This window comes from Ruegeria sp. AL1 (genome assembly GCF_056540905.1).
Map to the genome: position 1 here is coordinate 1 of NZ_JBQFXP010000019.1, position 24,696 is coordinate 24,696.

Annotated in this window: 24 protein-coding genes; 11 read left to right on the top strand and 13 right to left on the bottom strand. The window is 57.5% G+C overall.

Going from position 1 to position 24,696, the window contains the following annotated elements; genetic code table 11:
• Positions 1 to 278 precede the first annotated feature (278 nt).
• Positions 279 to 557 (top strand): hypothetical protein, encoded by a 279-nt coding sequence (locus ACRZ9X_RS21645; RefSeq protein WP_480522178.1) that lies wholly within the window; start codon positions 279 to 281, stop codon positions 555 to 557.
• 54 nt (positions 558 to 611) lie between these two features.
• Here ACRZ9X_RS21645 and ACRZ9X_RS21650 read toward each other — a convergent pair whose 3' ends face one another.
• From ACRZ9X_RS21650 to ACRZ9X_RS21675, 6 genes are all read right to left on the bottom strand, one after another.
• Positions 612 to 1,424 carry an IclR family transcriptional regulator gene (locus tag ACRZ9X_RS21650; RefSeq protein ID WP_480522179.1) on the bottom strand — a complete coding sequence of 271 codons (813 nt, stop codon included), beginning with the start codon at positions 1,422 to 1,424 and terminating at the stop codon, positions 612 to 614.
• Positions 1,425 to 1,536: 112 nt separating this feature from the next.
• Complete coding sequence (locus ACRZ9X_RS21655) at positions 1,537 to 2,493, bottom strand: substrate-binding domain-containing protein (protein ID WP_480522180.1); 957 nt, start codon at positions 2,491 to 2,493, stop codon at positions 1,537 to 1,539.
• An 84-nt stretch (positions 2,494 to 2,577) separates the two neighbouring features.
• On the bottom strand, positions 2,578 to 3,861 hold the full coding sequence (locus ACRZ9X_RS21660) for an ABC transporter permease (protein WP_480522181.1): 1,284 nt from the start codon (positions 3,859 to 3,861) through the stop codon (positions 2,578 to 2,580).
• Between the two features lie 28 nt (positions 3,862 to 3,889).
• Positions 3,890 to 5,440 (bottom strand): sugar ABC transporter ATP-binding protein, encoded by a 1,551-nt coding sequence (locus tag ACRZ9X_RS21665; protein ID WP_480522182.1) that lies wholly within the window; start codon positions 5,438 to 5,440, stop codon positions 3,890 to 3,892.
• Between the two features lie 154 nt (positions 5,441 to 5,594).
• Positions 5,595 to 7,319 (bottom strand): phosphoenolpyruvate hydrolase family protein, encoded by a 1,725-nt coding sequence (locus ACRZ9X_RS21670; protein WP_480522183.1) that lies wholly within the window; start codon positions 7,317 to 7,319, stop codon positions 5,595 to 5,597.
• Complete coding sequence (locus tag ACRZ9X_RS21675) at positions 7,316 to 7,957, bottom strand: phosphoenolpyruvate hydrolase family protein (RefSeq protein ID WP_480522184.1); 642 nt, start codon at positions 7,955 to 7,957, stop codon at positions 7,316 to 7,318. Before ACRZ9X_RS21675 ends, ACRZ9X_RS21670 begins: the two co-directional genes overlap by 4 nt.
• A gap of 189 nt (positions 7,958 to 8,146) precedes the next feature.
• Between ACRZ9X_RS21675 and ACRZ9X_RS21680 the strand changes: the two genes are divergently transcribed.
• The 9 genes from ACRZ9X_RS21680 (at position 8,147) to ACRZ9X_RS21720 (ending at position 16,099) form a co-directional block, all read left to right on the top strand.
• On the top strand, positions 8,147 to 9,013 hold the full coding sequence (locus tag ACRZ9X_RS21680; protein WP_480522185.1) for a branched-chain amino acid ABC transporter permease: 867 nt from the start codon (positions 8,147 to 8,149) through the stop codon (positions 9,011 to 9,013).
• Entirely contained in the window at positions 9,010 to 9,978 is a 969-nt protein-coding gene (locus ACRZ9X_RS21685; RefSeq protein ID WP_480522186.1) for a branched-chain amino acid ABC transporter permease, read from the top strand. The genes ACRZ9X_RS21680 and ACRZ9X_RS21685 overlap by 4 nt, the downstream gene beginning before the upstream one ends.
• 27 nt (positions 9,979 to 10,005) lie before the next feature.
• Complete coding sequence (locus tag ACRZ9X_RS21690) at positions 10,006 to 11,244, top strand: ABC transporter substrate-binding protein (protein WP_480522187.1); 1,239 nt, start codon at positions 10,006 to 10,008, stop codon at positions 11,242 to 11,244.
• Positions 11,235 to 12,008 carry an ABC transporter ATP-binding protein gene (locus ACRZ9X_RS21695; protein ID WP_480522188.1) on the top strand — a complete coding sequence of 258 codons (774 nt, stop codon included), beginning with the start codon at positions 11,235 to 11,237 and terminating at the stop codon, positions 12,006 to 12,008. Before ACRZ9X_RS21690 ends, ACRZ9X_RS21695 begins: the two co-directional genes overlap by 10 nt.
• Entirely contained in the window at positions 11,998 to 12,714 is a 717-nt protein-coding gene (locus tag ACRZ9X_RS21700; protein WP_480522189.1) for an ABC transporter ATP-binding protein, read from the top strand. The genes ACRZ9X_RS21695 and ACRZ9X_RS21700 overlap by 11 nt, the downstream gene beginning before the upstream one ends.
• A 14-nt stretch (positions 12,715 to 12,728) precedes the next feature.
• Positions 12,729 to 13,937, top strand: a complete 1,209-nt coding sequence (locus tag ACRZ9X_RS21705; RefSeq protein WP_480522190.1) for a Tm-1-like ATP-binding domain-containing protein — start codon at positions 12,729 to 12,731, stop codon at positions 13,935 to 13,937.
• Between the two features lies 1 nt (position 13,938).
• A complete protein-coding gene (locus tag ACRZ9X_RS21710) occupies positions 13,939 to 14,799 on the top strand; it encodes a phosphoenolpyruvate hydrolase family protein (RefSeq protein WP_480522191.1) in 861 nt (286 codons plus the stop codon).
• Between the two features lie 58 nt (positions 14,800 to 14,857).
• On the top strand, positions 14,858 to 15,256 hold the full coding sequence (locus tag ACRZ9X_RS21715) for a cupin domain-containing protein (protein WP_480522192.1): 399 nt from the start codon (positions 14,858 to 14,860) through the stop codon (positions 15,254 to 15,256).
• Between the two features lie 159 nt (positions 15,257 to 15,415).
• Positions 15,416 to 16,099, top strand: coding sequence for an IS6 family transposase (locus ACRZ9X_RS21720; protein ID WP_480522193.1), 684 nt, complete (start codon positions 15,416 to 15,418; stop codon positions 16,097 to 16,099).
• Positions 16,100 to 16,483: 384 nt separating this feature from the next.
• On the opposite strand, the gene ACRZ9X_RS21725 is transcribed toward ACRZ9X_RS21720, so the two are convergent.
• From ACRZ9X_RS21725 to ACRZ9X_RS21745, 5 genes are all read right to left on the bottom strand, one after another.
• Complete coding sequence (locus tag ACRZ9X_RS21725) at positions 16,484 to 17,194, bottom strand: SDR family NAD(P)-dependent oxidoreductase (RefSeq protein WP_480522194.1); 711 nt, start codon at positions 17,192 to 17,194, stop codon at positions 16,484 to 16,486.
• A gap of 147 nt (positions 17,195 to 17,341) precedes the next feature.
• Positions 17,342 to 18,433 (bottom strand): ABC transporter ATP-binding protein, encoded by a 1,092-nt coding sequence (locus ACRZ9X_RS21730; RefSeq protein WP_480522195.1) that lies wholly within the window; start codon positions 18,431 to 18,433, stop codon positions 17,342 to 17,344.
• A 12-nt stretch (positions 18,434 to 18,445) separates the two neighbouring features.
• On the bottom strand, positions 18,446 to 19,306 hold the full coding sequence (locus ACRZ9X_RS21735) for a carbohydrate ABC transporter permease (protein WP_480522196.1): 861 nt from the start codon (positions 19,304 to 19,306) through the stop codon (positions 18,446 to 18,448).
• The gene (locus ACRZ9X_RS21740) at positions 19,306 to 20,214 is read right to left on the bottom strand and encodes a carbohydrate ABC transporter permease (protein WP_480522197.1); all 909 of its coding nucleotides are present in this window, start codon (positions 20,212 to 20,214) and stop codon (positions 19,306 to 19,308) included. The genes ACRZ9X_RS21735 and ACRZ9X_RS21740 overlap by 1 nt, the downstream gene beginning before the upstream one ends.
• Positions 20,215 to 20,318: 104 nt before the next feature.
• Entirely contained in the window at positions 20,319 to 21,632 is a 1,314-nt protein-coding gene (locus tag ACRZ9X_RS21745; RefSeq protein ID WP_480522198.1) for an ABC transporter substrate-binding protein, read from the bottom strand.
• A gap of 339 nt (positions 21,633 to 21,971) precedes the next feature.
• Between ACRZ9X_RS21745 and ACRZ9X_RS21750 the strand changes: the two genes are divergently transcribed.
• On the top strand, positions 21,972 to 22,667 hold the full coding sequence (locus ACRZ9X_RS21750; RefSeq protein ID WP_480522199.1) for a GntR family transcriptional regulator: 696 nt from the start codon (positions 21,972 to 21,974) through the stop codon (positions 22,665 to 22,667).
• Between the two features lie 5 nt (positions 22,668 to 22,672).
• Here the strand turns inward: ACRZ9X_RS21750 and ACRZ9X_RS21755 are convergent, their stop codons facing one another.
• Together ACRZ9X_RS21755 and ACRZ9X_RS21760 are read right to left on the bottom strand one after the other, a co-directional pair.
• Positions 22,673 to 22,975, bottom strand: coding sequence for a UxaA family hydrolase (locus tag ACRZ9X_RS21755; protein WP_480522200.1), 303 nt, complete (start codon positions 22,973 to 22,975; stop codon positions 22,673 to 22,675).
• Positions 22,972 to 24,165 (bottom strand): UxaA family hydrolase, encoded by a 1,194-nt coding sequence (locus ACRZ9X_RS21760; RefSeq protein ID WP_480522201.1) that lies wholly within the window; start codon positions 24,163 to 24,165, stop codon positions 22,972 to 22,974. The genes ACRZ9X_RS21755 and ACRZ9X_RS21760 overlap by 4 nt, the downstream gene beginning before the upstream one ends.
• Positions 24,166 to 24,696 lie beyond the last annotated feature (531 nt).

Genomic DNA, 24,696 nt, shown 5'->3' on the forward strand with positions numbered 1-24,696 from the left:
TGGGACTCATGCGGGCCGAGATCGAGCGCGACATGAAGCTGATGGGCGTCACCCGCGTCGATCAGCTTTCACGTGACAACCTGCGGTTTCGCAATCCGATGACGGTTCAGGGTAAGGTACATCGGAACGCGGCATGACCAACGATGCCCTCATATCCGATATTGGGGTCGAACTCAGATGACAGCTTTGCGTCTTTTCATTGCCAAAATAGGTTTAAGCGCCTGACGCGAATGGCTAAAGTGCAGACAACGTCAAGGCTTTTGGTGGACAGGTCATATATGCTGAAACATGCCCTTTTGTTTTCTACACTGAACCTGTTGGCAACTTGCGCTGAGACCACGGATCAGCCGGCGACGACTGTCTCATGGGATCAGGCTGTTGAGCTTATCTATAGTGGCGAGGTGATCTCGGCAGTGCAGACGCATAGTCGTTTGGTCACACTCAGCTTGCGAGACGGTTCCGTTGAGACCGCGACGGAACCGGAAATTGACGATCTGATTGACGTAATTCGCAAGTGCGGCAGTCCGTGTGACACGATTGCGTTGGCCACCGAATAGAAACTCGGGGCATTGGTCCGGATCAGGTTGTCAGCAATATCTGCGCAGGTGCCCTCAGAGCGCTTGATGCCAGGACATGCGGGGCAGGGGCATACGGGTTGCGATACTTTCCTGCAACTGGCGTGCCGTGGTGCGTAAGGCATTCACAACCATGTCCCGTCGATTGTCGATCAGCACATTGGCGAAGTGGGGAATAGTTAGCGCCGCGATGACCATTTTGCCTGCTCCGTGAACCACGGGAGCCGAGATTTCGTTGATCGCCTGGCTCTCGGGGCTACCTAGCGAGACAAACCCGTGCCGGCGACATTCGGCGGCATGGTCGGAAAACGCCTGGAGGTCCGAGGATGTCTGGTTCGGGGCAATGGATTTCAACACCTCGATCCGCTGGGCGTCGGTGTCCAGTTCAGACAGAAAACAAGCCCCGACCGATGTTGCAAATATCGGTGTCTGGTATCCCACCTGCACAGTCACTCCATAGTTTTGCGAAGATGACACGCTGTTGATGACGATCAGATCGCCACTATCGCTGGGGACCCAGAGGTGGTTGGACAGTTCGGTTTCTTCCGCAAGGCGCTCCATATAGGGACCTGCCAATTCAGCAAGTTTGCTGTTGTCAGTGCGTTCCCCACCCAGAAGGGCGAGTTTGCCAGTTAGTTTGAAAAGATCGCCGTCCTGCCGTTCGATATAGCCGCGTTCTTCCAGAACGATCATCATGCGGAAGATTTCGTTCTTGGACCGGCCGATCCCGCTGGCCAGTTGCGACAGGCTTGGGGTGACATCCGACAGAGACAGAAACTCCAGAATATCCAGACCCTTCTCAAGTGCAGGGGCCGAGTATTTCTGTAGCTTGGTCTTGGTTTCGGACATTCACTGAACCTTTGCTGAGTGTTGTCTTAAGAAAAAGCAGCAGGGGCGCAAGCCCCTGTCTGCTCTGCCGGCGCTTCTGCGGGAGAAGGAGGAATGCCGGCGGGGAGAAGCATTACAACCCGTTTTTCTTGAGGATCTCGCCTGCATTCTCTGGTGTGATCGCCTCGGTGCCCAGAACAACCGATTTCTCGACCTCTTCCCCTTTGAGGTGCTTCAGCGCCTGACGCAGCCCTTCGGCACCGGGCGTGGGATAGAGGAAGGTCGCGGCCAGTTCGCCATTGGCAACCCAAGTCACACCTTCGCCCGGCAAACCATCGACACCGATAAAGATAATGTCATCGGCGCGGCCCGCATCTTTGGCCGCCAGATAGGCGCCATAGGCCATCGGGTCGTTGTGGCCATAGACCATGGTGATGTCTTCATAGTTGCGCAGGGCGGTCGACATGATGTCATAGGCCTGATCCTGCTTCCAGTCGCCCGACTGCTTGTCCAACAGGAAGGTCACGCCTTCTTCGCCTTCAAAGGCAGCGTGGAATGGGTCCGACCGATCAAAGGTCGCCTGCACGCCAAGCCCGCCATAGATTTCGACGATATTGCCTTTGGCGTTGCCTTTGCCGCCCAGCAGTTCCAGCGCGTATTCACCGGCGGCCTCGCCGATCAGCACGTTGTCACCGCCGACCCACTGTACGAACTTGTCGGTGTCCACGTTGCGGTCCAGAACAAAGACCGGAATGCCCGCATCGGTGGCTTGCTCAACCACACCGGTCAGGCCGGCGGATTCCTTGGGTGAAATCAGGATGGCATCAACTTCCTGACGGATGAAGTTCTCGACATCCGCGACCTGCTTGTCGGTGCGGTCATTGGCGTCCGAGATCAGCAGTTCGACATTGTCGTGCAGGTCGGCCTCGGCACGCAGGTCCTTGTTGAACTGAACCCGCCACGGCTCGACCGTTGTTACCTGAGAAAAGCCGATCACATAATTGTCCGCTGCCCATGCCGCGCTGGCTGTCAAAGCCATCGACATGGCGGTGGCCGTGAGCAGGCCCTTGCCAAATGTTCTTCTTTTCATAGTTTACTCCTTAGTCATGATGCGGGTTGTTTCGATGTCCCGCGTTCTGATTGCGCTCTGACCTTGGTCCGCCAAGATTTAAGGTCAGAGCCTCCTCCCTCTGCCCAGGCGTTCTTTTGCCATGACAAAGATCTCTTCAAATCGCCCTTCCTGAAGCAGGACGGCGACCACGATGATGATGCCCTTGAGGATCAGCTGTGTGTTGCTGTCGATGTTGTTGAGTTGCAGGATGTTGCTGAGGAACCCGAAGATCAGCACCCCCACAAAAGTGCCCATGATTGCGCCGCGCCCGCCCATCAGGCTGGTGCCGCCGATGACCACGGCTGCAATTGCGTCCAGTTCCAGACCCAGACCCGCATCGGGCTTACCCTGCCGGAATTGCGCCACATACAGCACACCAGCCAGCGCGGACAGGCCACCCGCCAGCGCATAGGTGATGATCTTGTTGCGGCCAACGTTGATGCCCGCCAGACGCGCGGCCTCTTCGTTGCCGCCGATGGCCATCAAGTAGCTGCCGAAGGTGGTGAAACGAGTGATCAGGAAGAACAGCAGCAGCACGGCAAGGAAAAACAGGCCCGGTACCGGCAGGACGCCCCACAGCAATTCACGCAGAACCTCGAAGTTCTCGGTTGCGTTGCTGCCGGTGTAGACGGGATAGACTGCCGTATCCTGCCCGGCGACGACGCGGGCCAGACCCAGCGCGCCGACCATCATGGCAAGCGTCACGATGAAGGGCTGCAACCGGCCATAGACGATCAGTGCGCCGTTTACCGTGCCCATGACAGCGCCGATGCAGGGCACCACGATCAGCACCGCCAGCACGCCGAATTTCGGCATCACCTGACCGGCCAGCCAGACCATGACGCCAATGGCGATGGCCGCCGCTACCAGACGGCTCAGCATCCGCGAGGGCGCACTGGCCGTCGGATTGTCCGAGCTGCGGTTCAGGTTGCTTTGCACGAAATAGATCAGCGCCGCCATACAGACGAACAGCACCACACCTGTTGCGGGTACACCAAAATAACTGGCCGCCGTCCAGCCTTCCTGCGTCAGCAGCATGGCGCAGATCACGGTGCCCAAGGCCATCACCGAACCAACGGACAGATCGATTCCGGCGATAAAGATCACCATCGTCATCCCCACCGCCACGATCCCCGTGACCGAGACTTGGCGCAGGATGTCCGTCAGGTTGCCCAGAGACAGAAAGATGTTGTTGCCCTTGGATGACAGCGGCGAGGTCAGCGCCCCGAACAGGATCAGCGCGAACAGCCCCCAGTAAAGCTTGGTCTTGTTTAGAAGCCGCATGAACATCGCGGTGCCGGGATGTTCCTGTTTCACTGTCTGGCTGTTGGGTTCCATAACGGTCATATCTTTTCTCATGTTGAGGTCGCGGCGGTCAGCGGAACTGCATCGCCAGAGCCTTGATCGAATCTACGGTCATTTCTTCGCGAGAAAGCTCTCCGGCCAGTTGCCCTTCGCACAGCACGATCATGCGATCGCAGACGGCCATGAATTCCGACAGTTCCGAACTGGCAAACAGGACCGAGATGCCCTGATCCGCCAGCCGTCCGACCAGATCGTAAATCTCGTCCTTGGCACCGATATCGATGCCGCGTGTGGGTTCATCCAGCAGCAGAACACGCGGCTGGGTCGCCAGCCATTTGCCCAGAACCACCTTTTGCTGATTGCCGCCGCTCAGATTGCCGACGGCGTGCTCGGGTCCGGTGGCCGCCACCTTGAGCGTTTCGATGGCCTTCAGGGCCTGCTTGCGCTGTTCGGCCTCGGAATAGCGGCCAAAACGCGATTGCAGCGGCATCAGAGGCAGGGCGACATTCGAGGCGATCGACCGATCCAGGATCAACCCGTTGCCCTTGCGGTCCTCGGTAATCAGCGCCAGCCCGTTGCGCACCCCATCCTGCGGTTTGACTGGGCGCAGGGGCTTGCCTTCCAGCGTGATTTCGCCTCGATAGGATTCACCGCGCGCCCCGAAAAGCGTCTCAAGCAGCTCGGTACGGCCAGCACCCAACAGGCCGCCGACGCCCAGCACCTCTCCGCGTTTCAGATCGAACGAGACATCGTCCAGCACCTTGCGATGGCCCGCCCAGGCCGACAGGTTTTCGACCTGTAGCACGACCTCGTCGGTGGCCGGGGTCTGGCGGTCAACCGCGTTGATCTCGACCGTGCGCCCGACCATCATACGGATCAGCTCTGCCGGCGTGGTCTCGGAGGCCAGCCGCGTGCCGATCAGGTTGCCATCGCGCAGAACCGTGACGCGGTCCGAGATTTCGAACACCTCATCCATCCGGTGTGAGATATAGACGACCGCGACGCCTTGAAGCGCCAGATCGCGCACGACCTCCATCAGAATATCCGCCTCCGCCTGCGAAAGGGCCGAGGTCGGCTCATCCATGATCAGCAGCCGCGCGTTCATCAGCAGGGCGCGGGCGATCTCGACAAGCTGTTGCTCGCCTACACGCAGATCCTTGACCGGGGTGTCGATATCCAGCGTGAAGCCAAACCGCGACAGAGCCTGCCGTGCCCTCTGCCGCAGCGCCTTGCGATCTATAAAGGTGCCGAATTTTCGCGGCTCATGCCCCAGCAGAACATTTTCGGCCACGGTCATTTCGGGGATCAGGCTCAGTTCCTGATGCATGATGACGATGCCATGGTTTTCCGCATCGCGCGGCGAGTCGAATGCGACCGTTTCACCGTCGATCTGGAAGGTGCCGAATGTCGGCTTCTGCACGCCGCTGATGATCTTGACCAGCGTGCTTTTGCCCGCGCCGTTTTCCCCCATCAGCGTATGGATTTCACCGCCATCAAAGGTTAGGTCCACGTCACGCAGCACCGAAATGCCCGAAAATGACATGCCGATCCCGCTCAGAGACAGGGTGATCTGGCTTTCCGTTCCGCGCTGCGCGCGCAATGCCGATTGCACTTTCGTCATTACAGCGCCTCCCTTCGCCGCTCTTAACGAGTCGTTTGAAATCGTTTCATATACGAAACCACGCCCGTTGGTGAAGCGTCAAGGATTTTTTTCTTAGGTCATTCAAGCTGCTATTTCTGGCATTTGCGCAGGAAGTTTTAGCCCCCCGGCCGGCTCAGGCCTGAAGGCCGAACTTCTTGATTTTGTTGTAAAGCGTGCGCGTGGTCATTCCCAATTCCTCGGCAGTTTGCGCGCGGCGAAAGCCATTTCGGGCCAGTGCCTCCGCAATCCAGTCCCGCTCGGACATGGCGACCCGTACCAGTGTTTCATCCGTCTGCACCTTCGGAGCGCCTGCTGGTTTTCGGCGCAGAAAGTCGATCGCCTTGAGGTCGATCGTCGCTCCGCACGACCTGCGCACCGCGCGTTGGACGGCGTGGTGCAACTCTCGCACATTTCCGGACCATTCGTGTTCCAGCATCAGCCGCAACGCAGCGTTCGAGAACTTCGGGGGCTCGCCACTGACCTGCTGGCCAAGGTACATGGCAAGTTCTGGGATATCGTCAACGCGGTCGCGCAACGGGGGCAGCGTGATTTCATGGCCGGAAATCCGGTAATACAAATCCTGTCGAAACGTTTCCCTGTCGATCTGGCCAATCGGATCCTGTGTTGTGGTCGAGATGATCCGGGCGTCCGCGCGTCTGAGCGTATGGTCCCCGATCCGCTGCACCGTCTTTTCATCGGTGAATTTCAGAATCTTGCCCTGATGCTCGGGCTGCAATGCGGTGATTTCGTCAAAGATGATGGTGCTGCCCGACGCTTGCTCCAATGCGCCGCGTTGGGTGCCAGTACTGCCCAACGCGCCGGGCGCTCTGCCCAGCAAATGCACGCCGCATTCCTCACCGCCCAGGGCCGGGCAATCCACGACCACGGGTTGCCGCCGGGCACTAGGCCCCGCTTCGTGCAGCCTAAGGGCTGCGCGGCTTTTGCCCGTCCCGGTCTCGCCAATCAAAAGAACCGGAATGTCTTCATAGGCCAGATCATCAAGTTCTTCGCGGATCATCTGCATGGCATAAGACGAGCCCACCAGATCATTTACGGTGTTCGAGGGGACCTGCTTTATGCGCGTCAGGCTGGGGATCGCGGTAAAGCCTTTGGTGACTTCGCTAAGGGTTTGCTCGACCGGTAGCCGGTCAAGCGTCGAACCCGCAACAAACCCCTGCACACCACAGATACGGGTGATGGCCAGCGCCTCTTCGGGCGAGGTGATGGGGCCGCCGTGGCACAGTTTGTCGACCGAGGCTGGTACGCCGTCGAGAACCCGCTCGATCTGCGCCGCTGCGGTTTCCAGTGTCAGGTGTGTGCTCACGCCCGTCGCGCCGCTGGTAAAGCCCACGTTTACACAGATGGCCGTCGCACCTGCATCGACCATCCTGCGGGCCTGCGCGTTGGTGTGGACATAGACGAAGGTGCCCAGACCGGCCGCCGCCGCCTCCTGCACCAGCGCGATTTCGCGGTCGAACCCCAACCCCTCGCGCTCCATCAATGCGCCCAGCCGTCCGTCGATCAGCGTGGTTGACGGGAAATTGCAGACGCCTGAGAAGCCAAGCCTTTTGGTTCTTTGCACCAGATCGCCGATGTCCAGATCGGGATCACTAACCGAGAACCCCGCGTAGATCGGCGCAGAACAACGGCCCAGCATCTCGCGTTCGGCAAATTCGATGACCCAGTCATTGGCGGCCCGGACCGGCAGAAAGCTGGTCAGGGACGAGGCACCCTGCACCCGGAAACGCCCCGCGTTCAACGCCAGCAGGTAATCGGCCCCGGCCTTGTCTGCCGCCTTTGCCGTCAGGCCCGAGCCAACAACCGCAGCAAACAGAAAGTTCTTTTCGCGATTTGTCATGCCGTGCCCTCGCACCAGATCAGACCATCCACATCAAGCGTGCTGAGCGGAACCATGCGTTCGTGCCATGCCGAGGTATAGGCAAACACGCTGACCTGCTCTGCCTCGTCCCGGATCGTTTCGATCACCCTTTGCAATGAGCCCAAAACAAGTGCGCCGCTGTCAGGGCTGTCCACATCCAGCAGGCCGGGGTGCAGGGCAAGCTGGTCAAGCCCGGCCTTTACTGCGGCGCGGGCCTGCGCCAGCGAGATGAAGAAAGCCAGCGTCTGAAATCCGGCGGCCTTGGCGCGGGCCAGAAACGCGTATTCAAACTCAGGCGAGGCTGGGATCGTCGACATCGACTGGCGCAAACTGCCATCCAGCAGGATCGAAGAGGGCCAGTTCACCACACCGCGATACCCTTTCTCGTAAAGTTGCGAGAGCATGGTCGCCTCGGACCCGAACGGATCACTGGCCAATATGGCCGCCCAGTCGCCCTGTTTCGGCGTTTCACGCAGCACGCGGTTGTGGTCAAGCCGGGGCATTACGAAGGCCAAATCTGCCTGAGAAACACTTAGACCACCCAAAGCAGGGCAGTAAATGCGGTCGATCTGGTCCGGGTCGGCAGAAGGCGTGCCAGTCAGTGTCAGGTTTTGCATGACTCTGTATAGGAAGAGATTTCCGTGTTTGAGAAGCTATTTCTCATTTTTTCTTACTATCTCAAAAGCTACTGAGCATATGAGGGCATTAAACAGTTGTAAAATAGAGGTATTTTTCTTCACCGGAAATGAACCCAATGCTGTGCCGATTTCTGAAATTCGGACATTGTCGTCTCAACGGGAGGAATCATGACCTTATTTCTGATCGTCACCCTGAATGGGCTGACGCTTGCAGCGCTCTACTTTTTGGCAGCCAGCGGCTTCAGCCTGATCTTTGGGCTGATGCGCACGGTGAACATGGCCCATGGGGCGTTGCTGCTGCTGGGTGGTTATGTCGGTTACAGCATTGTCGACGTCACTGGCTCATGGGGTCTGGGTGTCCTTGGCGGAGGTTTGGCGGCGGCTTTGGCCGGTGCCATCGTGCAGGCCGGCATTCTGGGCTGGATGCAGGGGGATGAGCTGCGCCAGACGCTTGCCTCGATTGCGATCTCGATCATCATGGCCGATCTGATGCTGTGGTATTGGGGCGGGCTGACCTATCAGGTCGAGCTGCCCGATGCCCTGGCCGGAGGGCAGCGTCTGCCGGTTCTGGGCGTGGGGTATGCCAATATCCGTCTGGCGCTGATGGGCTTTGCGCTGGTGGTCGGAATTGGCCTGTGGTTCCTGATCCAACGGACGCGGTTTGGCGCGGTGATCCGGGCGGGTGTGGACGATCAAGACATGCTGCGGGCCTTGGGCTATCCGATCAACCGCATCTTTGTTCTTGTCTTTGCCCTGGGCGGCACGCTGGCCGGAATGGCCGGGGTCGTCGCCGCCAGCGCGCTGTCGATTGCGCCGGGGACGGATCTGCAGTTCCTGCTGTCCTCGCTGGTGGTGGTGATCGTCGGCGGCATGGGTTCGATCGGAGGGGCCGCCTTGGGCGCGCTGTTGGTTGGTCTGGCCGAGCAATACGGGCTGGCCTATGCGCCCACCTACGGCGTCGTGTTCACCTTTGCGATCATGGTGCTGGTGCTGGCGGTGCGGCCGCAGGGTCTGCTGGGAAAGGCCGAGCAATGAAACAGGCGCTGATCCTTGTCCCGCTTTTGATCCTGCCCTTTGCGCTGAACGACTTCTGGCTGACGCAGGTCGCCACGCGGTCGCTGATCCTTGGGATCATGGCGCTGAGCCTCAGCTTTCTGGCCACCTATCTGGGCGTTGTCTCGTTCGCGCAGGCAACCATGGCCGGGATTGCGGGATATACCATCGCGTTTTTTGGCCCCAATACGGTGGGTATCGGGGTTCCGCTGCCGTTCTGGGTCTCGATCCCGCTGGCGCTGATCCTTGCGACCGTTTCCGGCGCTCTTGTCGGCCTGATCGCGCGCCGGTCGCGCGGGATTTACGCCATCATGATCACGCTGGCGATTGGGGTGGCGTTCTTCTACTTTACCCGCCAGAATTATACCTTCTTCAATGGCTGGACCGGCTTTTCCGGCGTCCGCGCGCCGCAGATTGCGGGCTTCAGCCTGCGTGACCCGCTGCCGCTGTACCTGTTGTCTCTGGGCATGGCCGCGTTGGCGCTTGCACTGGTCAGCGGCTTTGTCCGCTCGCCGCTGGGCCTGACCATTCAGGCGGTGCGCGACGCGCCGGGGCGTGTGCTGGCGCTGGGGATTTCCGTTACCACGCCTATCGTTGCCGCCTTTGCCTTCTCGGGCCTGCTGGCCGGGGCCGGAGGCATTCTGAACGTCTGGTATCAGGAACGCATCTCATCTTTCTCGGTCGGTCTGGGGCCCATCATCGACATCCTGATCATCTCGGTCATCGGGGGCCTGCGCCATCCGGGCGGAGCCTTTGTGGGCGCGGTGGTCTTTGTCCTGCTGGACACCTTCGCCGTCGACCTGATCGACCGCGAGCGGTTCAACACGCTGATCGGCGTTGTGCTACTGCTGATCGTGATCGTGGCCCCGGGCGGGCTGCAACAACTGGCAAGCGACTGGATGGCGCGGCTGCGCCGTCCTGAAATCAAAGAAAAATCAACTGTCTGAGCAAACTCATAGGGAGGAACCTTAAAAATGAATAAGCTCAAAATGGCTGCATCCGCGCTGACGCTTAGCGTAATGGCGGTGCCTGCATCTGCCGAAGACGTCAAGATCGGCGTGATCTCGATCCTCGAAGGCGCATTTGCCGCGTTGGGTCAGGACGGTATCCGCGGCGCGGAACTGGCGGTTCTGGAGACCGGTGGCGGGGTTGACGGCAACAAGATCGAAGTCATCACCATGTCGTCCGACGCCAGCCCCGACAGCGCAGTGAACGCGGCGCGCAAGCTGATCGAACAGGACGGCGTGGACATCATCGTCGGCCCTCTTTCGGGTTCTGAAGGTCTCGCCCTGCGCGACCTGTCGAAATCCTACCCTGCCGTGACATTCATCAATGGCTCGTCAGCGGCACAAGACACGACGCTGCGCGACAGCTCTGAAAACTTCTTCCGTTTTGGCGGCGATGGTGCGCAGTGGATGGTTGGCGTTGGTGACTATGCCTATAACGACATGGGTTACAAATCCGTGGCCGTGATCGCCGAAGACTATTCTTTCCCCTACACTCAGGTTCTGGGCTTCATGTCCGAGTTCTGCTCGGCAGGCGGTCAGGTGCCCGAGAAGTTCTGGACCCCGATCGGCAACAAGGACTACTCCTCGGTTGTCTACTCGATCCCGCAGGATGTCGACGCGATTTTCGTGGCCCTGGGTGGCGCGGACGCTGTTAACTTTTTGACCCAATACAGCCAGGCAGGCGGTGACAAGCCGATCATCGGCGGCTCGATCACCATTGACCAGTCGATCTTGGACAGCAAAGGCCCCTTCAAGAAACTTCTGGTGGGCGCGCCTGCGGGCACCCCGACCGTCAGTGATTATGACGGTGCCGAGTGGAAAGAGTTCTCGGCCAGCTACACTGACGCCTTCCCGGATGGCTTCTCGGCGCCTTCGATCTTTGCCCATCACTATTACATGGCGGCAAAAGCAGGTCTGCTGGCGCTGGATGAAGTCGATGGTGATCTGTCCAACGATCAGGCAGCGTTCCGCGAAGCGCTTACTAACCTGACCTTTGTAACCCCGACCGGCGGCACCATGCGGCTGGACAAGAACCGCAACGGCGTCGTCGACAACTTTGTGACCGAAGTGTTCGAACGCGAAGACGGCACGCTGGGCAACCGCGTGGTCAAGGTCGTACGCGATGTCGATCAGCTTCTTGGTCAGGACGAAGAGGCGTTCCTGGCCTCGGGGCCAGTCAGCCGGGACAACCCTTCGTGCCCGTAAACCACTCACATAACACCGCCAATGCCCTGGAGGTCCGGGGCATTGGCAAACGCTTCGGCGGGTTCTGGGCGGTGCAGGATATCGACCTAACCGTCCGCCCCGGCGAGCGGCGCGCGATCCTGGGGCCGAACGGGGCGGGCAAGACCAGCCTGTTCAACGTGCTGACCGGGGATACCAGCGCCACGACTGGCCAGATCACCCTGTTTGGCGACAGCGTGACGCGCGAGCCAATCAACAAGAGAATTCAACGCGGGCTGCGCCGGACCTATCAGCACGCCCATCTATTCAACGGCCTGACCGTGCGCGACACGCTGTTTCTGGCCGTGGCCGGGGTGCGCGGCGGCTGGCGGCAGGTGCTGCCCTTGCGGACCGGCGATGACCGGCTGGCCGAGGTCGAGCGTCTGGCCGAAGTGGCTGGCGTGACCGATGTGCTGGACCGCGAAACCTCGGAACTCAGCCACGGGCAACGGCGACAGTTGGAGATCGGAATTGCGCTGGCTGAAAACCCGAAGATTTTGCTGCTGGATGAACCGGCGGCGGGGTTGTCACCTGCTGAACGTCCGAAGCTCAGCGCGCTGCTGATGTCTTTGCCCAAGGATGTGACGGTCGTGCTGATCGAACACGATATGGATATTGCCTTGCAGACCTCGGAAAGCGTTTCGGTCCTGTATAACGGGCGGATGCTGGCCGAGGGCTCTCCCGACGACATCATGCGCAACGAAGACGTGCATCGCGTCTACATCGGAGGTGCGCATGGCCACTGACTTGCTGGATATTCGCGGGCTGGACCTGCGCTATGGCTCAAGCCACGTGCTGCACGGCGTCGACCTGACGGTAGGCAGCCGCCCGCTTGGCATTCTGGGTCGAAACGGCATGGGCAAGACCAGCCTGTGCAACGCCATCATGGGCCTGCACCCGCATTCGGCAGGGGAAATCCGGTTCGATGGCACCGACATGACCGGCCTGCCGCCCGAAAAGCGCGCGCAGATGGGGATCGGCTATGTGCCACAGGGGCGGCGGGTGTTCCGGTCTCTGACCGTCGAAGAGCACCTGAAGATCGTCGAACGCAAGGGCGGCGCGTGGTCTGTTGACCGGGTGTACGAGATCTTTCCGCGCCTCAAGGAACGTCGCCGCAATCTGGGCAACCGCCTGTCGGGCGGGGAACAGCAGATGCTGGCGATTGGCCGCGCGCTGCTGTTGAACCCGCGCCTGATGGTGCTGGACGAACCGACCGAGGGGCTGGCCCCGGCGATTGTCTCGGACGTGATTGATCTGATCGAACTGATCGCAAGCGAGGGTATTGCGGTGCTGCTGGTCGAACAGAACATGCATGCGGCGCTGGCCGCCGTGCAGGACGTGGCCATCATGGTTGGCGGAGAAGTTGTCGAGCGTATGACACCAGAGGCCCTGGAAAACGATCCGGCGATGCAAAAGCGCCATCTGGGGCTGGAACCCGGGCAGTCGGGCTGAGAAAGGGAGAGAGGATGACAAAAAGAGCTTACGTGATCGGCACCGCCGACACCAAGGGGCCGGAACTGCGTTATGTGCGTGACCTGATCGACGCGGCGGGGATGGAAACCGTACTGGTCAATGTCGGCACCAAAGGCGGCGAGGCTGGCATGGATGTAACTGCCACCAGCGTCGCCGCCTGCCATCCTGACGGTCCGGCTGCGGTGTTCGTGAACGACCGGGGGCAGGCTGTGACCGAGATGTCGCGCGCGCTGACGGCCTTTGTGCTGGGCCGCGACGATCTTGGCGGCATCATTGGGCTGGGCGGCTCGGGCGGGTCGGGGATTATTGCTCCGGCCATGCAGGCTTTGCCCATCGGCGTGCCCAAGGTGCTGGTCTCGACGCTCGCATCGGGCGATGTCTCGGCCTATGTGGGCGCGTCGGATGTGAATATGTTCCACCCGGTGACGGATGTCTCGGGCCTCAACCGCGTGTCGCGCAAATTGCTGGGCAACGCGGCTCATGCGCTGGCGGGCATGATGGCCAATGAGGTGCCCGATGCCACAGATGACCGCCCCGCGCTGGTTCTGTCGATGTTCGGTGTCACCACGCCCGCCGTGCAAGTCATCACCGAAGGGCTGTCCGGCGATTACGATTGCCTCGTGTTCCACGCCACCGGCAGCGGTGGCCGGTCGATGGAGCAACTGGTCGATCAGGGCGACGTGGCGGGTGTGCTGGATATCACGACGACCGAGATCTGCGACCTGATCGTGGGCGGCTTCCTCAGCGCGGGCGAAGAACGCCTCGACAGTATCGCGCGCAGCAAACTGCCTTATGTGGGCTCATGTGGGGCGCTGGACATGGCGAATTTCTGGGCGCCCGAGTCGGTGCCCGCGCAGTTCAAAGACCGCAATTTCTATCACCACAACGCGCAGGTCACGCTGATGCGATCGACGCCCGAGGAATGCGCGCAGATCGGCACATGGATCGGCAACAAGCTGAACGCCTGCGACGGACCGGTGCGGTTCCTGCTGCCCCTGCGTGGTGTCTCGGCGCTGGATATCGAAGGCGGGGCTTTCCACGATCCGGCGGCCAACGAGGCGCTGTTCCAGGCGCTGCGCGACACGGTGGTCCAGACCCACGACCGGCAACTGGTCGAGCTGGACCTGCATATCAATGATCCCGCCTTTGCCGAGGCCGCGATCAACAATTTCAACGAAATCTATGTAAAGAAGGATACCTGAGATGGCAGTCACGGGACGCGCAGAAATCCTTGGCCGCCTGCGGGCCAAAATCGCAGCAGACAAGGTGATCGTCGGCGGCGGAGCAGGCACCGGCCTGTCCGCCAAATGCGAAGAGGCTGGCGGCATCGACCTGATCGTCATTTACAATTCAGGCCGCTATCGCATGGCGGGCCGCGGGTCGCTGGCGGGGTATATGTCATATGGCAACGCCAACGAGATCGTCGTGGACATGGGGCGCGAAGTGCTGCCTGTTGTCAGAAACGTACCCGTTCTGGCGGGTGTGAACGCCACCGACCCGTTCTGCATCATGGACAAGTTTCTGGACGATCTGGCCGCCATGGGTTTTGCCGGTGTTCAGAACTTTCCCACCGTGGGCATCATCGATGGACGCTTCCGGCGCGAGCTTGAGGCGACCGGCATGTCCTATGACATGGAGGTCGAGATGATCGCCAAGGCCCGCGAACGAGACCTGCTGACCACGCCATATGTATTCAGCGCTGACAACGCCGCCGAAATGGCCAAGGCGGGCGCGGATGTGATCGTGGCGCATTTTGGCCTTACCACGGGCGGATCAATCGGCGCCGGAGACAGTGCGCCCGATATTTCAGAATGTGCGCGGCTTTATGACGAATGGGCGGCAGCTGCGCGGGCCTATCGCGATGACCTGATCTTTATCTGCCATGGCGGTCCGCTGGCAGAACCTGAGGACGCGCAGAAATTCCTTGACCTCTGCCCCGATTGCCACGGTTTTTATGGTGCGTCATCCATGGAGCGACTGCCCACCGAGCGGGCCATCACAGCCCAGACCGCCGAGTTCGGCAAACTGCGGCGTGGTACTGAACGCTCCAGAGGGGCGGCTTGACGACCAAACGCCAACGTTCAGGACTGTTGCGCAACCAGAAAACTATCGGAGAATTTCTATGATCGGAAAATTCATGCTTTCGGCAGACACGCCACAGGAAACGCTCGATTGGGGCAAGTTAAAATGGATGAGCAACCCACCCGCAACTGGTGCTGGGCAACTCACGGTGATCGAGGTCAGCCTTGCGCCCGGTCATGGCCACGATTTTCATAAACATCCCGATCAGGAAGAGGTCATCTATTGCGTCGCGGGCAAGGTCGAGCAGTGGCTTGGCGAGGAAAAACGGGTTATGAGCCCGGGAGATTCGGTTTTTATCGGAGCTGATGTGGTCCACGCCACGTTCAACATCGGCGACAGCGACTCGACGCTATTGGCCATTCTGGGGCCATGCGTCGGAGAGATGGGGTATAAGATCGAAGACGTCGCGGATAAGGCGCCTTGGAACGGTCTGCGGTAACCCACGGGCAGGCAATGGCACGAATCTGGCGTATTCGAACCAGGAAACCAACGCGCCGCAAAGCCATAGCCTAAAGAGGTTCTGTCGCAAACTTCGCCCCTACCTGTCAGTTCAAGTGCATTTCTGGTAGCGCGTATTGGAACATGACAGGAGCAGGCCGTGGCGATTTCATTTAAGGGCGCGCATTTTCCGAAAGACGTGATCTTGTACGCGGTTTTCTTCTACCTTCGCTACGGTGTTTCCTACCGGGATCTGGAAGAAATCATGGCGGAATGTGGCGTTGATCTGGACCACGCGACTCTGAACCGATGGGTGAACCGATATGCCGGTCTCATTGCTGAAACAGCGCGGTATAGAAAGCGTCCCGCAGGCCGTTCGTGGCGCATGGATGAAACCTATGCGAAAGTGAAAGGCGCATGGGTTTATCTTTATCGAGCGATCGACAAACAAGGCAAGACACTGAACTTCACGCTGTCCAAGCGCCGAAACAAGGCCGCTGCCACAAAGTTTTTCGCTCGTGCGCTCGAAGCGAACGGGCTCCCACGCAAAATTGTTATAGACAAAAGCGGGGCAAACATCTCTGGTATCAAGGCGATCAACAAGATGCTCAAGAGCTTTGGTTGTCACATCCCGATTGAAATGGTCAGGCGAAAATACCTCAATAACATCATTGAACAGGATCACCGCTTCATCAAACGAAGGATCAGACTCATGCTGGGATTCAAATCTTTCGCGGCAGCCACATCTGTCCTGGCAGGCATAGAATTGGTCAACATGATCCGCAAAAGTCAAATCACGTCCGGACTCCTTCCGTTTCAGCAGTTCATCCAACTGGCAGGATAAACAGCTCACCAACACCACTGATGCTCTGCCTTCTAAATAGTTTGCGACAGAACCCCCCTGCGCGCCTCAACCCAAATTCTTCTGACAAGACCTTTGCGGAGGCTTGCCCTTTACGACTGGGACCCGTCTGACATCGCGCACCGGATTGAGCGGTGCCGGGCGGACAAACTTCTTTTAAAAAATGGGCCAAAAGCGTAGAGCCTTTGGATACTTACCGCTGGGACCTGCGAGCAGACCAAAATTACCATGCCCCGTAAATATGAGACATTTACACGTGCTTTGCCTTAGTCGGCGAGGCCAGAAAGACCAGAACGACCCAAAAGTAACGCGGTTGGCGTGCCGCAGGATGGCGTGACTATGACCATGGGGGGCAGTAACTCGTCGTTAATTCGCCCCTTCCTCAATGCCAATACGGCCATCTTCGTACGATATGGCTTCGCCTGAACGATCAATGAACTGACCGGCCCACTCAATGCTTGCCCCGCTGATTACATCACGCATGAGGCGAACAGAGTCCGAGGTTTCGAATTCGCCCCCGGGCAGCATTCTTGTTTTTGTAGGCCCTGGTCTTAGTGAAAAATAAGAGATGTCCATTGTGGCCAGTTCTGCGCCCAGAGATTTGGTAACGGCGTGGGCAGCAGCCTTGGTCGATTGGTACATAACATTTCCGGGCGCTGTCATCAGCGGGTAGATACCGGCGTAACTTCCAAGCGTAGCTCCCACCGGTTTTGGCGCGGATCTGAGGTTTGGCACGAGGGCCCGCGTCACGATTGCGGGTCCCAAGACATTAACCCGAAAAACAGTCGTCCAATCTTCGAGAGGCGCCGTTAGGGCGGACTTTGTATTGTCACCCATCTGTCCGGCGTTGTTGATCAGGACGTCGATGCTTTGCCCGGCCAGTTCGGCCTGCACCTTGGTCACCGTGTCAGGGTTTGACACGTCCATCTTCATGATGCGGGCGCCTACATCGGCAAGATCGTCCTCCGGGGTCACATTGCGGCAGGTCGCAATGACCTCCCAGCCTGCTTCTGCATATTGCCTGGCAAACTCCAGTCCCAACCCGCTGTTGGCACCCGTTATGAAGACTGTTGGCATCTTAAATCCCTCCTTTAATTGAAAGTCTCACAGATTAAGAATTCGGGCCGTGCCGTTTTGGCCCACGACGCCGCGTTCGTGTCGCAGATAGCGGTATTCGGAAATGCGCGTAGCAATGTGTTTTACCGTACTTGCCAGGGCCGGTGTTCACCCGGTTATTGCCAAACCATCTTTGCCGAACAGGTGTATTTTCTCAGGATCGGGAACCGCCTTTATGGTTTCCCCATCCCGCCAGTCTGCGCGTTTGGCGGTCTTAACGACCAATCGCTGCCCATCGTCCAATGTGCCGTAGACGATGGATTCATCGCCCAGATGCTCGACCAATGATACCTTGAAATTCAGGTGCGGGTCAGCGGTCGCGTCGGATAATTCAATGCTCTCGGGTCGGATCCCCGTTGTCAGGCTTTCACCGCTTTCCAGCTTGGCCCCCTGAATGGGACGTTCGAACCTGAAAGCGCCATTGCAGATCGAAACTGCCAGGCTGTTGCCGTCAACCTGATCGACAGTCCCCGGGACGAAATTCATCTTCGGCGATCCGATGAAACCGGCGACAAACAAATCTTTTGGTTTTTCATAAAGTTCCAGGGGCGCCCCGATTTGCGCGACCTCACCCTGGTTCAGCACGATAACGCGGTCTGCCATCGTCATGGCCTCGACCTGATCGTGAGTCACATAGATCATTGTCGCGCTGAGTGATTTGTGCAGGCTTGCCAGTTCGACGCGCATATCGACGCGCAGGGCGGCGTCCAAATTACTGAGCGGTTCATCAAACAGGAACACCTTGGGCTCGCGCACGATCGCGCGCCCGATCGCAACGCGCTGACGCTGCCCGCCTGAAAGTTGTCCCGGTTTGCGATCAAGAAGTTCCTCGACCTGCAAAATCCGCGCCGCATCTGCCACGCGCCGTTCGATTTCATCCTTTGACGCCTTGGCCATCTGCAACGCAAAGGCCATGTTCTGCGCCACCGTTTTCTGCGGATAAAGCGCGTAACTTTGAAAGACCATCGCAAGGCCGCGCTTCGCAGCGGGCACGTTGTGGATTGGAGATCCGTCCAGAAGGATGTCGCCCGAGGTGATCCGCTCAAGACCGGCGATGGCGCGCAAAAGGCTGGATTTCCCGCATCCTGACGGCCCGACCACAACAATGAATTCGCCGGAGTCCACGGTGGCACTGATACCTTTCAACGCCTCGTGGGCCCCGTATCGCATGACGACGTTGTTGAGCTCTAATTGTGCCATCAGATTATTGTCCTAGCCTTTAACCGCACCCGCAGCCAATCCTTGCGTCAATCGCTTCTGGAACGGGATGAACAGCAAAAGGGCGGGCAGCGTGGTGACGACCGAGGCCGCCAAAACCGCTCCCCAACTTACTGTATCGGTTCCGAAATACTGGCTGATCCCAAGTGGCAGGGTTTTAAGTTCTTTTGCGGTCAGGATTGCCAGCGCGAATAGAAACTCCTGCCACATCAAAAGAAATGCATAGGTCGCCGTGGCCACCACACCGGGCATGATCACCGGGAAAATGATCTTCCAGATGATCCAGAACCTTGGGCACCCGTCCATTATCGCCGCTTCGTCAATTTCATGAGGTATCGATTCAAGGTATCCCACGAGAAGATAGATTGAGAATGGCAAACTGATCGCGACATAAACAAAGATCATCGCCATGTAAGAGTTCAGCAAACCCATTCTGGCAAACATGATGAACACCGGTGTCACCAGTATGACCCACGGGAACATCTGCCCGGTCAGAACCGTCCCAAAAATCAGCTTTTTGCCGCGGAATTTCATGCGCGAGAAGACGTAGGCTGACATGACAGCAATGAAGGTCGAAATGAGGGTCGAGATCAGGCAAAGCCCCACACTGTTTAAGACCAAGCGCGCGAAGCCCTGCGAGAAAATCAACTGGTAGTTTTCAAACGTGTACGGAGTGGCGCCTTTCGAAAAAAGCGAGGTTTCGCTTTTGAAAGACGCGTTCAGGATCCAAAGCACCGGAGCAACAAAGAACAAAAGAGCCGCCACAGTGACAATCAGGATCACCCCTTCGGTCAGCTTATCGCGGAACTTGTGGGCGGCGTCGGAACCGGGGCTTTGGCGCATGCTTTGATCCATCAGAAGAGGTCCCGGAACTGGCGAAGGGCCACATGACGATAGTAGAAATACGTTATAACCATCATGAACGCTGCCATTACCATGCCGACCGCAGAGCTTAGCCCAAGGTTCAGGTCAACGAAGGCACGAATATAGATTTCGGTTGCCAGGACGTTTGTCATAAGACCGGGGCCCGCGCCGGTCGCCAGCCAGACATACACGAAGTTATTGAACGAAAAGAACACCAGCATCAGCGTCATGACGACGAATGTTGGCTTCAGATGGGGTATGACCACGTGGATCAGCCGGTTGAAGTAATTTGCGCCATCAACCTCTGCGGCGTCCAGCAGTTCATTGGGGATGGATTGCATCGCGGCGAGGAAGGTAAACGTCACAAATGGAAGAGTGTTCCATACCATGATCAGAACCAGCGATGGCCAGACGAAGCTTGGGTTGGCCAAGAACGCGATCGGCTCTGATACGATCCCAAGCGCTATTAGATAGTCATTCACGACGCCAACGGACCCGTCGAGCAACCACCGCCACGTTACCACGGCGACAATCGGCGGTGTCGCCCAAGGGATGATCAGGCACACCCGCGAGACCGTGGTGAGTTTGTATTTCTTGATCGTCTTCGAATTTAGCAACAGAGCCAAAGCAAAGCCAAAGACAATTCTCAGAATGATTGGCAGGATGGTTAGCCAGTAGATCGTGTTCCACAGCGTATTTCCAAACGTCCGGTCATTGAGCAGCTTGTCATAGTTTTCAAAGGCAATGTAGTTTCCGCCGTCGCGTAGCTTCAGCAAGGTCAGATCGGTAAAGCTGTTCAGGAGGTTGAAAACCGTTGGATAGCCGTAGAACAGAACGATAAAGAAAAATGTGGGCACCAACATGCTGGCGATAAACAACCGATCCGCGCGCTCTGTCATTGACTTGGTCTTTTCCGGTTAAGAAGCGAATGCGCCAGGGCCTTGGAAAACAGCTGGCGCACTCTGTCTCATGGTGTGGTTGCCATGAACCTGCGACGTTTGACCTACTGAGCCTTCGCGAGTTCTTCTTGCAGCGTGGACAGAAGGTCGGATGCAGCTTCGTCGATTGTCTTCTCTCCGACAAAGGCAGAACCAAACTCGCGCCCAAGCGCATTCCACATCGTCGGGATCGTCACTGGTCCTTCCGCATAGGGACCCCAAACGCGGGCATTTTCGCTGAGCTGTTTGATATTTCCGGCAAGCCATGGCTCAACATCGAGATCCTTCAGGAGGCTATACTGCGCGGGCAGCTCGTTGTTGTAGTGCTGAGTCATGGTGCCTTTGCTGGTCATGAAGCTTAGAAAATCAAACGCGGCCTCCGCATGGGCGGTATTGGGATTGATAGCCAGCATCTTGCCACCAAGGTGGGTCTGTGGCTTGAACGAGCCTGTCATTGTGTATCCGGTTTCAAATGGTATGTCGTCGCCCGCGCCAGGGTTCTTTTCATTGTAACTCGCGACAACGGCCCGCAAATTCGGCGGCGGCATAATTCCGATTGCGATGTCGCCATCGGCCAGACCTTCGATAATTACAGGGTCGAACCAACTGCTCAGACCAAGGAAGCTCTCGGGGACAAGATCATCGTCAAGATAGGCTTTGTAATAGGTCATGACGTCGACGAGATCTTCTTTGGTCACGCCAACTTTGTATCCGCCCGCGCCGTCATCGACCATCAGGCCGACGCCATTTGACCACATGTAAAAGTTCGAAAGAAACCAGATGGTGTTCGTCGATGCGCTGCCAAGCGGCGTTCCAAAGCCGATTTTCCCGGTCTTTTCCTTGATTTGTCGGCTGACGTCCTGAAGCTCTTCCCAAGTTGTGGGAAGCTCCGTAATTCCCGCTTCTTCAAGAATGTCGGTGCGGTAAATCATCGACCACGTGTCCGTTGTCCAAGGAACGGCGTATTGCACACCCTCATCAAGTGCGAGGTCCCTTGCCACGAAATCGTCGATCCCTGCATGAAGTGATTTCTGTTCGATCAGATCATTTAATGGCAGCAAGGCACCTGAACGACCCAGGCTCTTGGGCCAGACAAATGCGATATGGACAACATCGGGACCAACTCCCACAGCAAACTCGCGCAGATATTGTTGCCGCGCTTCCCCCCAGGTCAGTTGTTGGAAGTCGATTTTGATGTCCGGATTCTGTTGCTCGTACTCCGCGATGGCCGCAAGGACACCTTCGGTCTGAGGGTCATTAAAGCGGAATGACAATGTCGTCTGCTGAGCCAGTGCCGCCGTGCTGACCGTAAGGGCAACGGCTGACCCCGTCAGTACCTGGCCTATGCGTTTCCTGAAAGACGTAAGATTCATGCCCATTCCTCCCGCATGATCGTGAACTCTGATGTCTGCCGGTGTTGAAATAAGTCCTGTAGCAGATAAAATCTAATATGAGATATCAAGTGATATCTCTTATGTCAACGAAGCGATTTTCTGAACGCTGACAGCCGGTTCATCAGAATGGGGAGGCGCAATTTCGACGCAGCAAGAGTATGCAAAGGACTGTGGTTTCGTCGTAAAACTCCGGTTAGCCTTCACGAACGGACTTTCCTGAGTTAGATATATCCGCTGGAGAGCGCCTTGCCCGGGAACCATGATCTTGGCTCTTGCTTCGGCGCAAATGGGATTGGACCAACCTCTTGCAGTTGAGGAGCGGAAATGCATCCAAGTGGCAGCAAACCCCAGAACAACGGGAAACCGCCGCGGCGCATATTGCGCAATGAGGCGCACGCCAAGTTCATGCAGTATCTGTATTCGTCCCGACTGCGTCCGGGTGAGCTGGTCTCGCAGCGAGAACTGTGCGAGTTGCTGGACATCCCAATGGGGCCTATGCGCGAGGCGCTAAAACGATTGGAAGCCGAAACCGTCGTTCGTCTGATCCCACAACGTGGCGTGAAAATTCTCGATGTCGATGAAAAGACGGTGGAGAACGCGTTTCAGATGCGTTTGATGTTCGAGATGACCGGGCTGGAAAAATTTATGCGACTCGGTGACAATGCGCCCGCAATTGACTTGTTGCGGCGGACCAACGCGGTCCTTGCCGAGCCGGATACGTCGACGGAGTTGGAAATTGAGGCAATCAATCTTCGGACATCTCTGGACCATGAAATGCACTGGCTATTTGTGCGGTCACTGGACAACGAGATGGCCAACGATTTCTTTGAATGGGTTCTAAATCGGTTGCGCCTTTCTCGTTTGGCATATCGTTTGAGAGATGGACGCGATGCAGAAGTTTTTAAAGAGCACGTAGAGATCTTAGAACACGTCATCGCGGGAAATCTGGCGAGCGCGCAGGCAGCTTTGACAAGCCACCTTGAGAACTCGCAAAAGCGAGTGTTGGGAATTTCACGATAGCCAGTTCACGCATAGTGGCTTGCAAGATTGTGCGTGTGCACCAACTCACCGGCTTGTATTGTGCAGGTTGCTTTGCCGATTGCTACGTTGCTGCGCCTTAGAAAGTCTCCCGCATTGAAATCCTTCAAAGCAATCTTGTGGAAGGCCGGAATGGTCTCCCGCGCCACGATGTGGTCGGTCGTTCCGCAGCCGCTCAACACTATGGATTGTCCGGGGGACACTGCCTTCAGGACAATCGCGACTGAGTCTGCCGCATGTGACACAATGGCCATGACCGCGTTGCTTTGAGATGGCTGCTTTGTGGTCAAAGCGTCTCTCCGAAACGGGCGATCACTTCATTCCCTTCGCCCAAAATTTCTCCAAACGTCAAAGCCCCTGAACTGACCTCGCAGACCCGGGTAATCAGTTCGTCCACGATCTGCGCGGTGCGTTGAGGATGAGATACGGCTTCAGCTGCGCAGAAATCGAATTGCTCCGGTAGGCGTTCGACTGTCTCGCGATTTGCAGATATCTTGAGCGACGGGGCCAAGCGTCCAGCGAAAGAATTTCCAACGCCAGAGGTGAAAAGTGAAAGCTGCGCACCGGCTGCGACAAGACCAGTTAAGGACTCTGGTGTGTAAGAAGGCCCGTCCATAGCTGCCAGGCCGTTGCCAGTATAATTATCGCCGTATTCAAGAAACGCGCTCACCGGCATGCTCCCGGATTTGATTACGCTTCCGATTGCCTTGTCCTCAATCGTGGTCAAGCCCGCGTCGATATTCGCGCGATTGGGATTGTTTCCCATCAGATCAACCCCAATGCTCCGAGCTTGTTCCACGCGTCGCCTTACGGCGTGGACGATCTTTTCCGCGATGTCTTTTGAGACCGCTCGTTCCGCAAGTGCAGTTTCACTGCCTAGCCATTCCAGCGTTTCGCCAAATACTGCTGCGCCCCCGTCTTGCACCAGTGCATCGACGACATGCCCGACAATCGGATTGGCAAACAGGCTTGAGCTTGGGTCGGACATGCCACATTCCAGAGCCAAGAATAAACGATTCCACGGAAATAATTCTCGTTGTTGTTTTGAGATCTCCGAAAGGAGCCGAGCGCCCACGCGGACGGCCTCGGTGCGAAAAGAAAGAGCGTCACGACCCGTTTCTTCAAGTGTTACAAGACAGGTGGGGCGACCATCTTCGGAGAGCGATGCCAGAAGTTCGTTTGCCTTGTCGCAATGTGCGCTGAGCACCAAGACTGCGCCGGCGTTCGGATGGCGGGCGAGGTTCGCGATTGTGTTATTGACTGGTTCTTCGCCCCGGCCAGAAATGGCCAGACCGTGATCCATGGAGATCAGGCAGCTGCCCCGCAGATCTCGCGATATCGCGCTAGCGGACGGCCCCGTCAGACCCGTTATATTTAGGATTAACAGATAGTTGCGAATTCCGGGTCTTCCCTTGAGGCGGGGATAGCCCCAGAAATGGCCCTTCGAGTCATTCAATTTCTGAAGGTTGGGTTCTTCCATCTTGTCAATTTGCTCATGATACTGTGTCGGGTGTAATGTTCGGGTCGAGAGTGTTGGCTTGCCTGTCATCTTCGAACCTTGGTGACAAATTCGGTTAGCGCGTTGGCAAAGCACTATGAATTAGCCGTATATTCGTAGCGGGCCGCTCGCTGCAGGGGCTCCTCTGTGCCTGTCCACGCGATCAAGACCGTAGTCTTGCAGAAGACAATTTGTTTCGGCTTACAGGTTTGGAATGAATATTGCCCTTCTTGGAAAACAGTACATGGTTTCGCGTGCGCTGAGGTCTTATGGATTATCTGAGATATTATCTGTGATATCAAGTATAAACTATAATCGTCGTACCCGTCATCGGTTGACGGGAACTTCCGGACATATCGAATTTTGAAGTAGATTTGGCGCCTTCATAGATCGTGCGGTTGTCGATCGGATGGGTTCTGTGTAAATTTCTTTGAGAGTTGTATAGACGAAACTGGATAGGCGGTTATCCCGCCAGCTGGATAAACTGCTTAAACGGGCGGAGTCCGGGCGTGA

Coding starts and splice junctions, on each gene's coding strand:
- ACRZ9X_RS21715 (WP_480522192.1), top strand. CDS start 14,858: ATGATCGGAAAATTCATGCTTTCGGCAGACACGCCACAGGAAACGCTC.
- ACRZ9X_RS21740 (WP_480522197.1), bottom strand. CDS start 20,214: ATGACAGAGCGCGCGGATCGGTTGTTTATCGCCAGCATGTTGGTGCCC.
- ACRZ9X_RS21745 (WP_480522198.1), bottom strand. CDS start 21,632: ATGGGCATGAATCTTACGTCTTTCAGGAAACGCATAGGCCAGGTACTG.
- ACRZ9X_RS21655 (WP_480522180.1), bottom strand. CDS start 2,493: ATGAAAAGAAGAACATTTGGCAAGGGCCTGCTCACGGCCACCGCCATG.
- ACRZ9X_RS21710 (WP_480522191.1), top strand. CDS start 13,939: ATGGCAGTCACGGGACGCGCAGAAATCCTTGGCCGCCTGCGGGCCAAA.
- ACRZ9X_RS21675 (WP_480522184.1), bottom strand. CDS start 7,957: ATGCAAAACCTGACACTGACTGGCACGCCTTCTGCCGACCCGGACCAG.
- ACRZ9X_RS21680 (WP_480522185.1), top strand. CDS start 8,147: ATGACCTTATTTCTGATCGTCACCCTGAATGGGCTGACGCTTGCAGCG.
- ACRZ9X_RS21685 (WP_480522186.1), top strand. CDS start 9,010: ATGAAACAGGCGCTGATCCTTGTCCCGCTTTTGATCCTGCCCTTTGCG.
- ACRZ9X_RS21650 (WP_480522179.1), bottom strand. CDS start 1,424: ATGTCCGAAACCAAGACCAAGCTACAGAAATACTCGGCCCCTGCACTT.
- ACRZ9X_RS21750 (WP_480522199.1), top strand. CDS start 21,972: ATGCATCCAAGTGGCAGCAAACCCCAGAACAACGGGAAACCGCCGCGG.
- ACRZ9X_RS21705 (WP_480522190.1), top strand. CDS start 12,729: ATGACAAAAAGAGCTTACGTGATCGGCACCGCCGACACCAAGGGGCCG.
- ACRZ9X_RS21670 (WP_480522183.1), bottom strand. CDS start 7,319: ATGACAAATCGCGAAAAGAACTTTCTGTTTGCTGCGGTTGTTGGCTCG.
- ACRZ9X_RS21730 (WP_480522195.1), bottom strand. CDS start 18,433: ATGGCACAATTAGAGCTCAACAACGTCGTCATGCGATACGGGGCCCAC.
- ACRZ9X_RS21735 (WP_480522196.1), bottom strand. CDS start 19,306: ATGGATCAAAGCATGCGCCAAAGCCCCGGTTCCGACGCCGCCCACAAG.
- ACRZ9X_RS21700 (WP_480522189.1), top strand. CDS start 11,998: ATGGCCACTGACTTGCTGGATATTCGCGGGCTGGACCTGCGCTATGGC.
- ACRZ9X_RS21760 (WP_480522201.1), bottom strand. CDS start 24,165: ATGGAAGAACCCAACCTTCAGAAATTGAATGACTCGAAGGGCCATTTC.
- ACRZ9X_RS21645 (WP_480522178.1), top strand. CDS start 279: ATGCTGAAACATGCCCTTTTGTTTTCTACACTGAACCTGTTGGCAACT.
- ACRZ9X_RS21725 (WP_480522194.1), bottom strand. CDS start 17,194: ATGCCAACAGTCTTCATAACGGGTGCCAACAGCGGGTTGGGACTGGAG.
- ACRZ9X_RS21690 (WP_480522187.1), top strand. CDS start 10,006: ATGAATAAGCTCAAAATGGCTGCATCCGCGCTGACGCTTAGCGTAATG.
- ACRZ9X_RS21660 (WP_480522181.1), bottom strand. CDS start 3,861: ATGACCGTTATGGAACCCAACAGCCAGACAGTGAAACAGGAACATCCC.
- ACRZ9X_RS21665 (WP_480522182.1), bottom strand. CDS start 5,440: ATGACGAAAGTGCAATCGGCATTGCGCGCGCAGCGCGGAACGGAAAGC.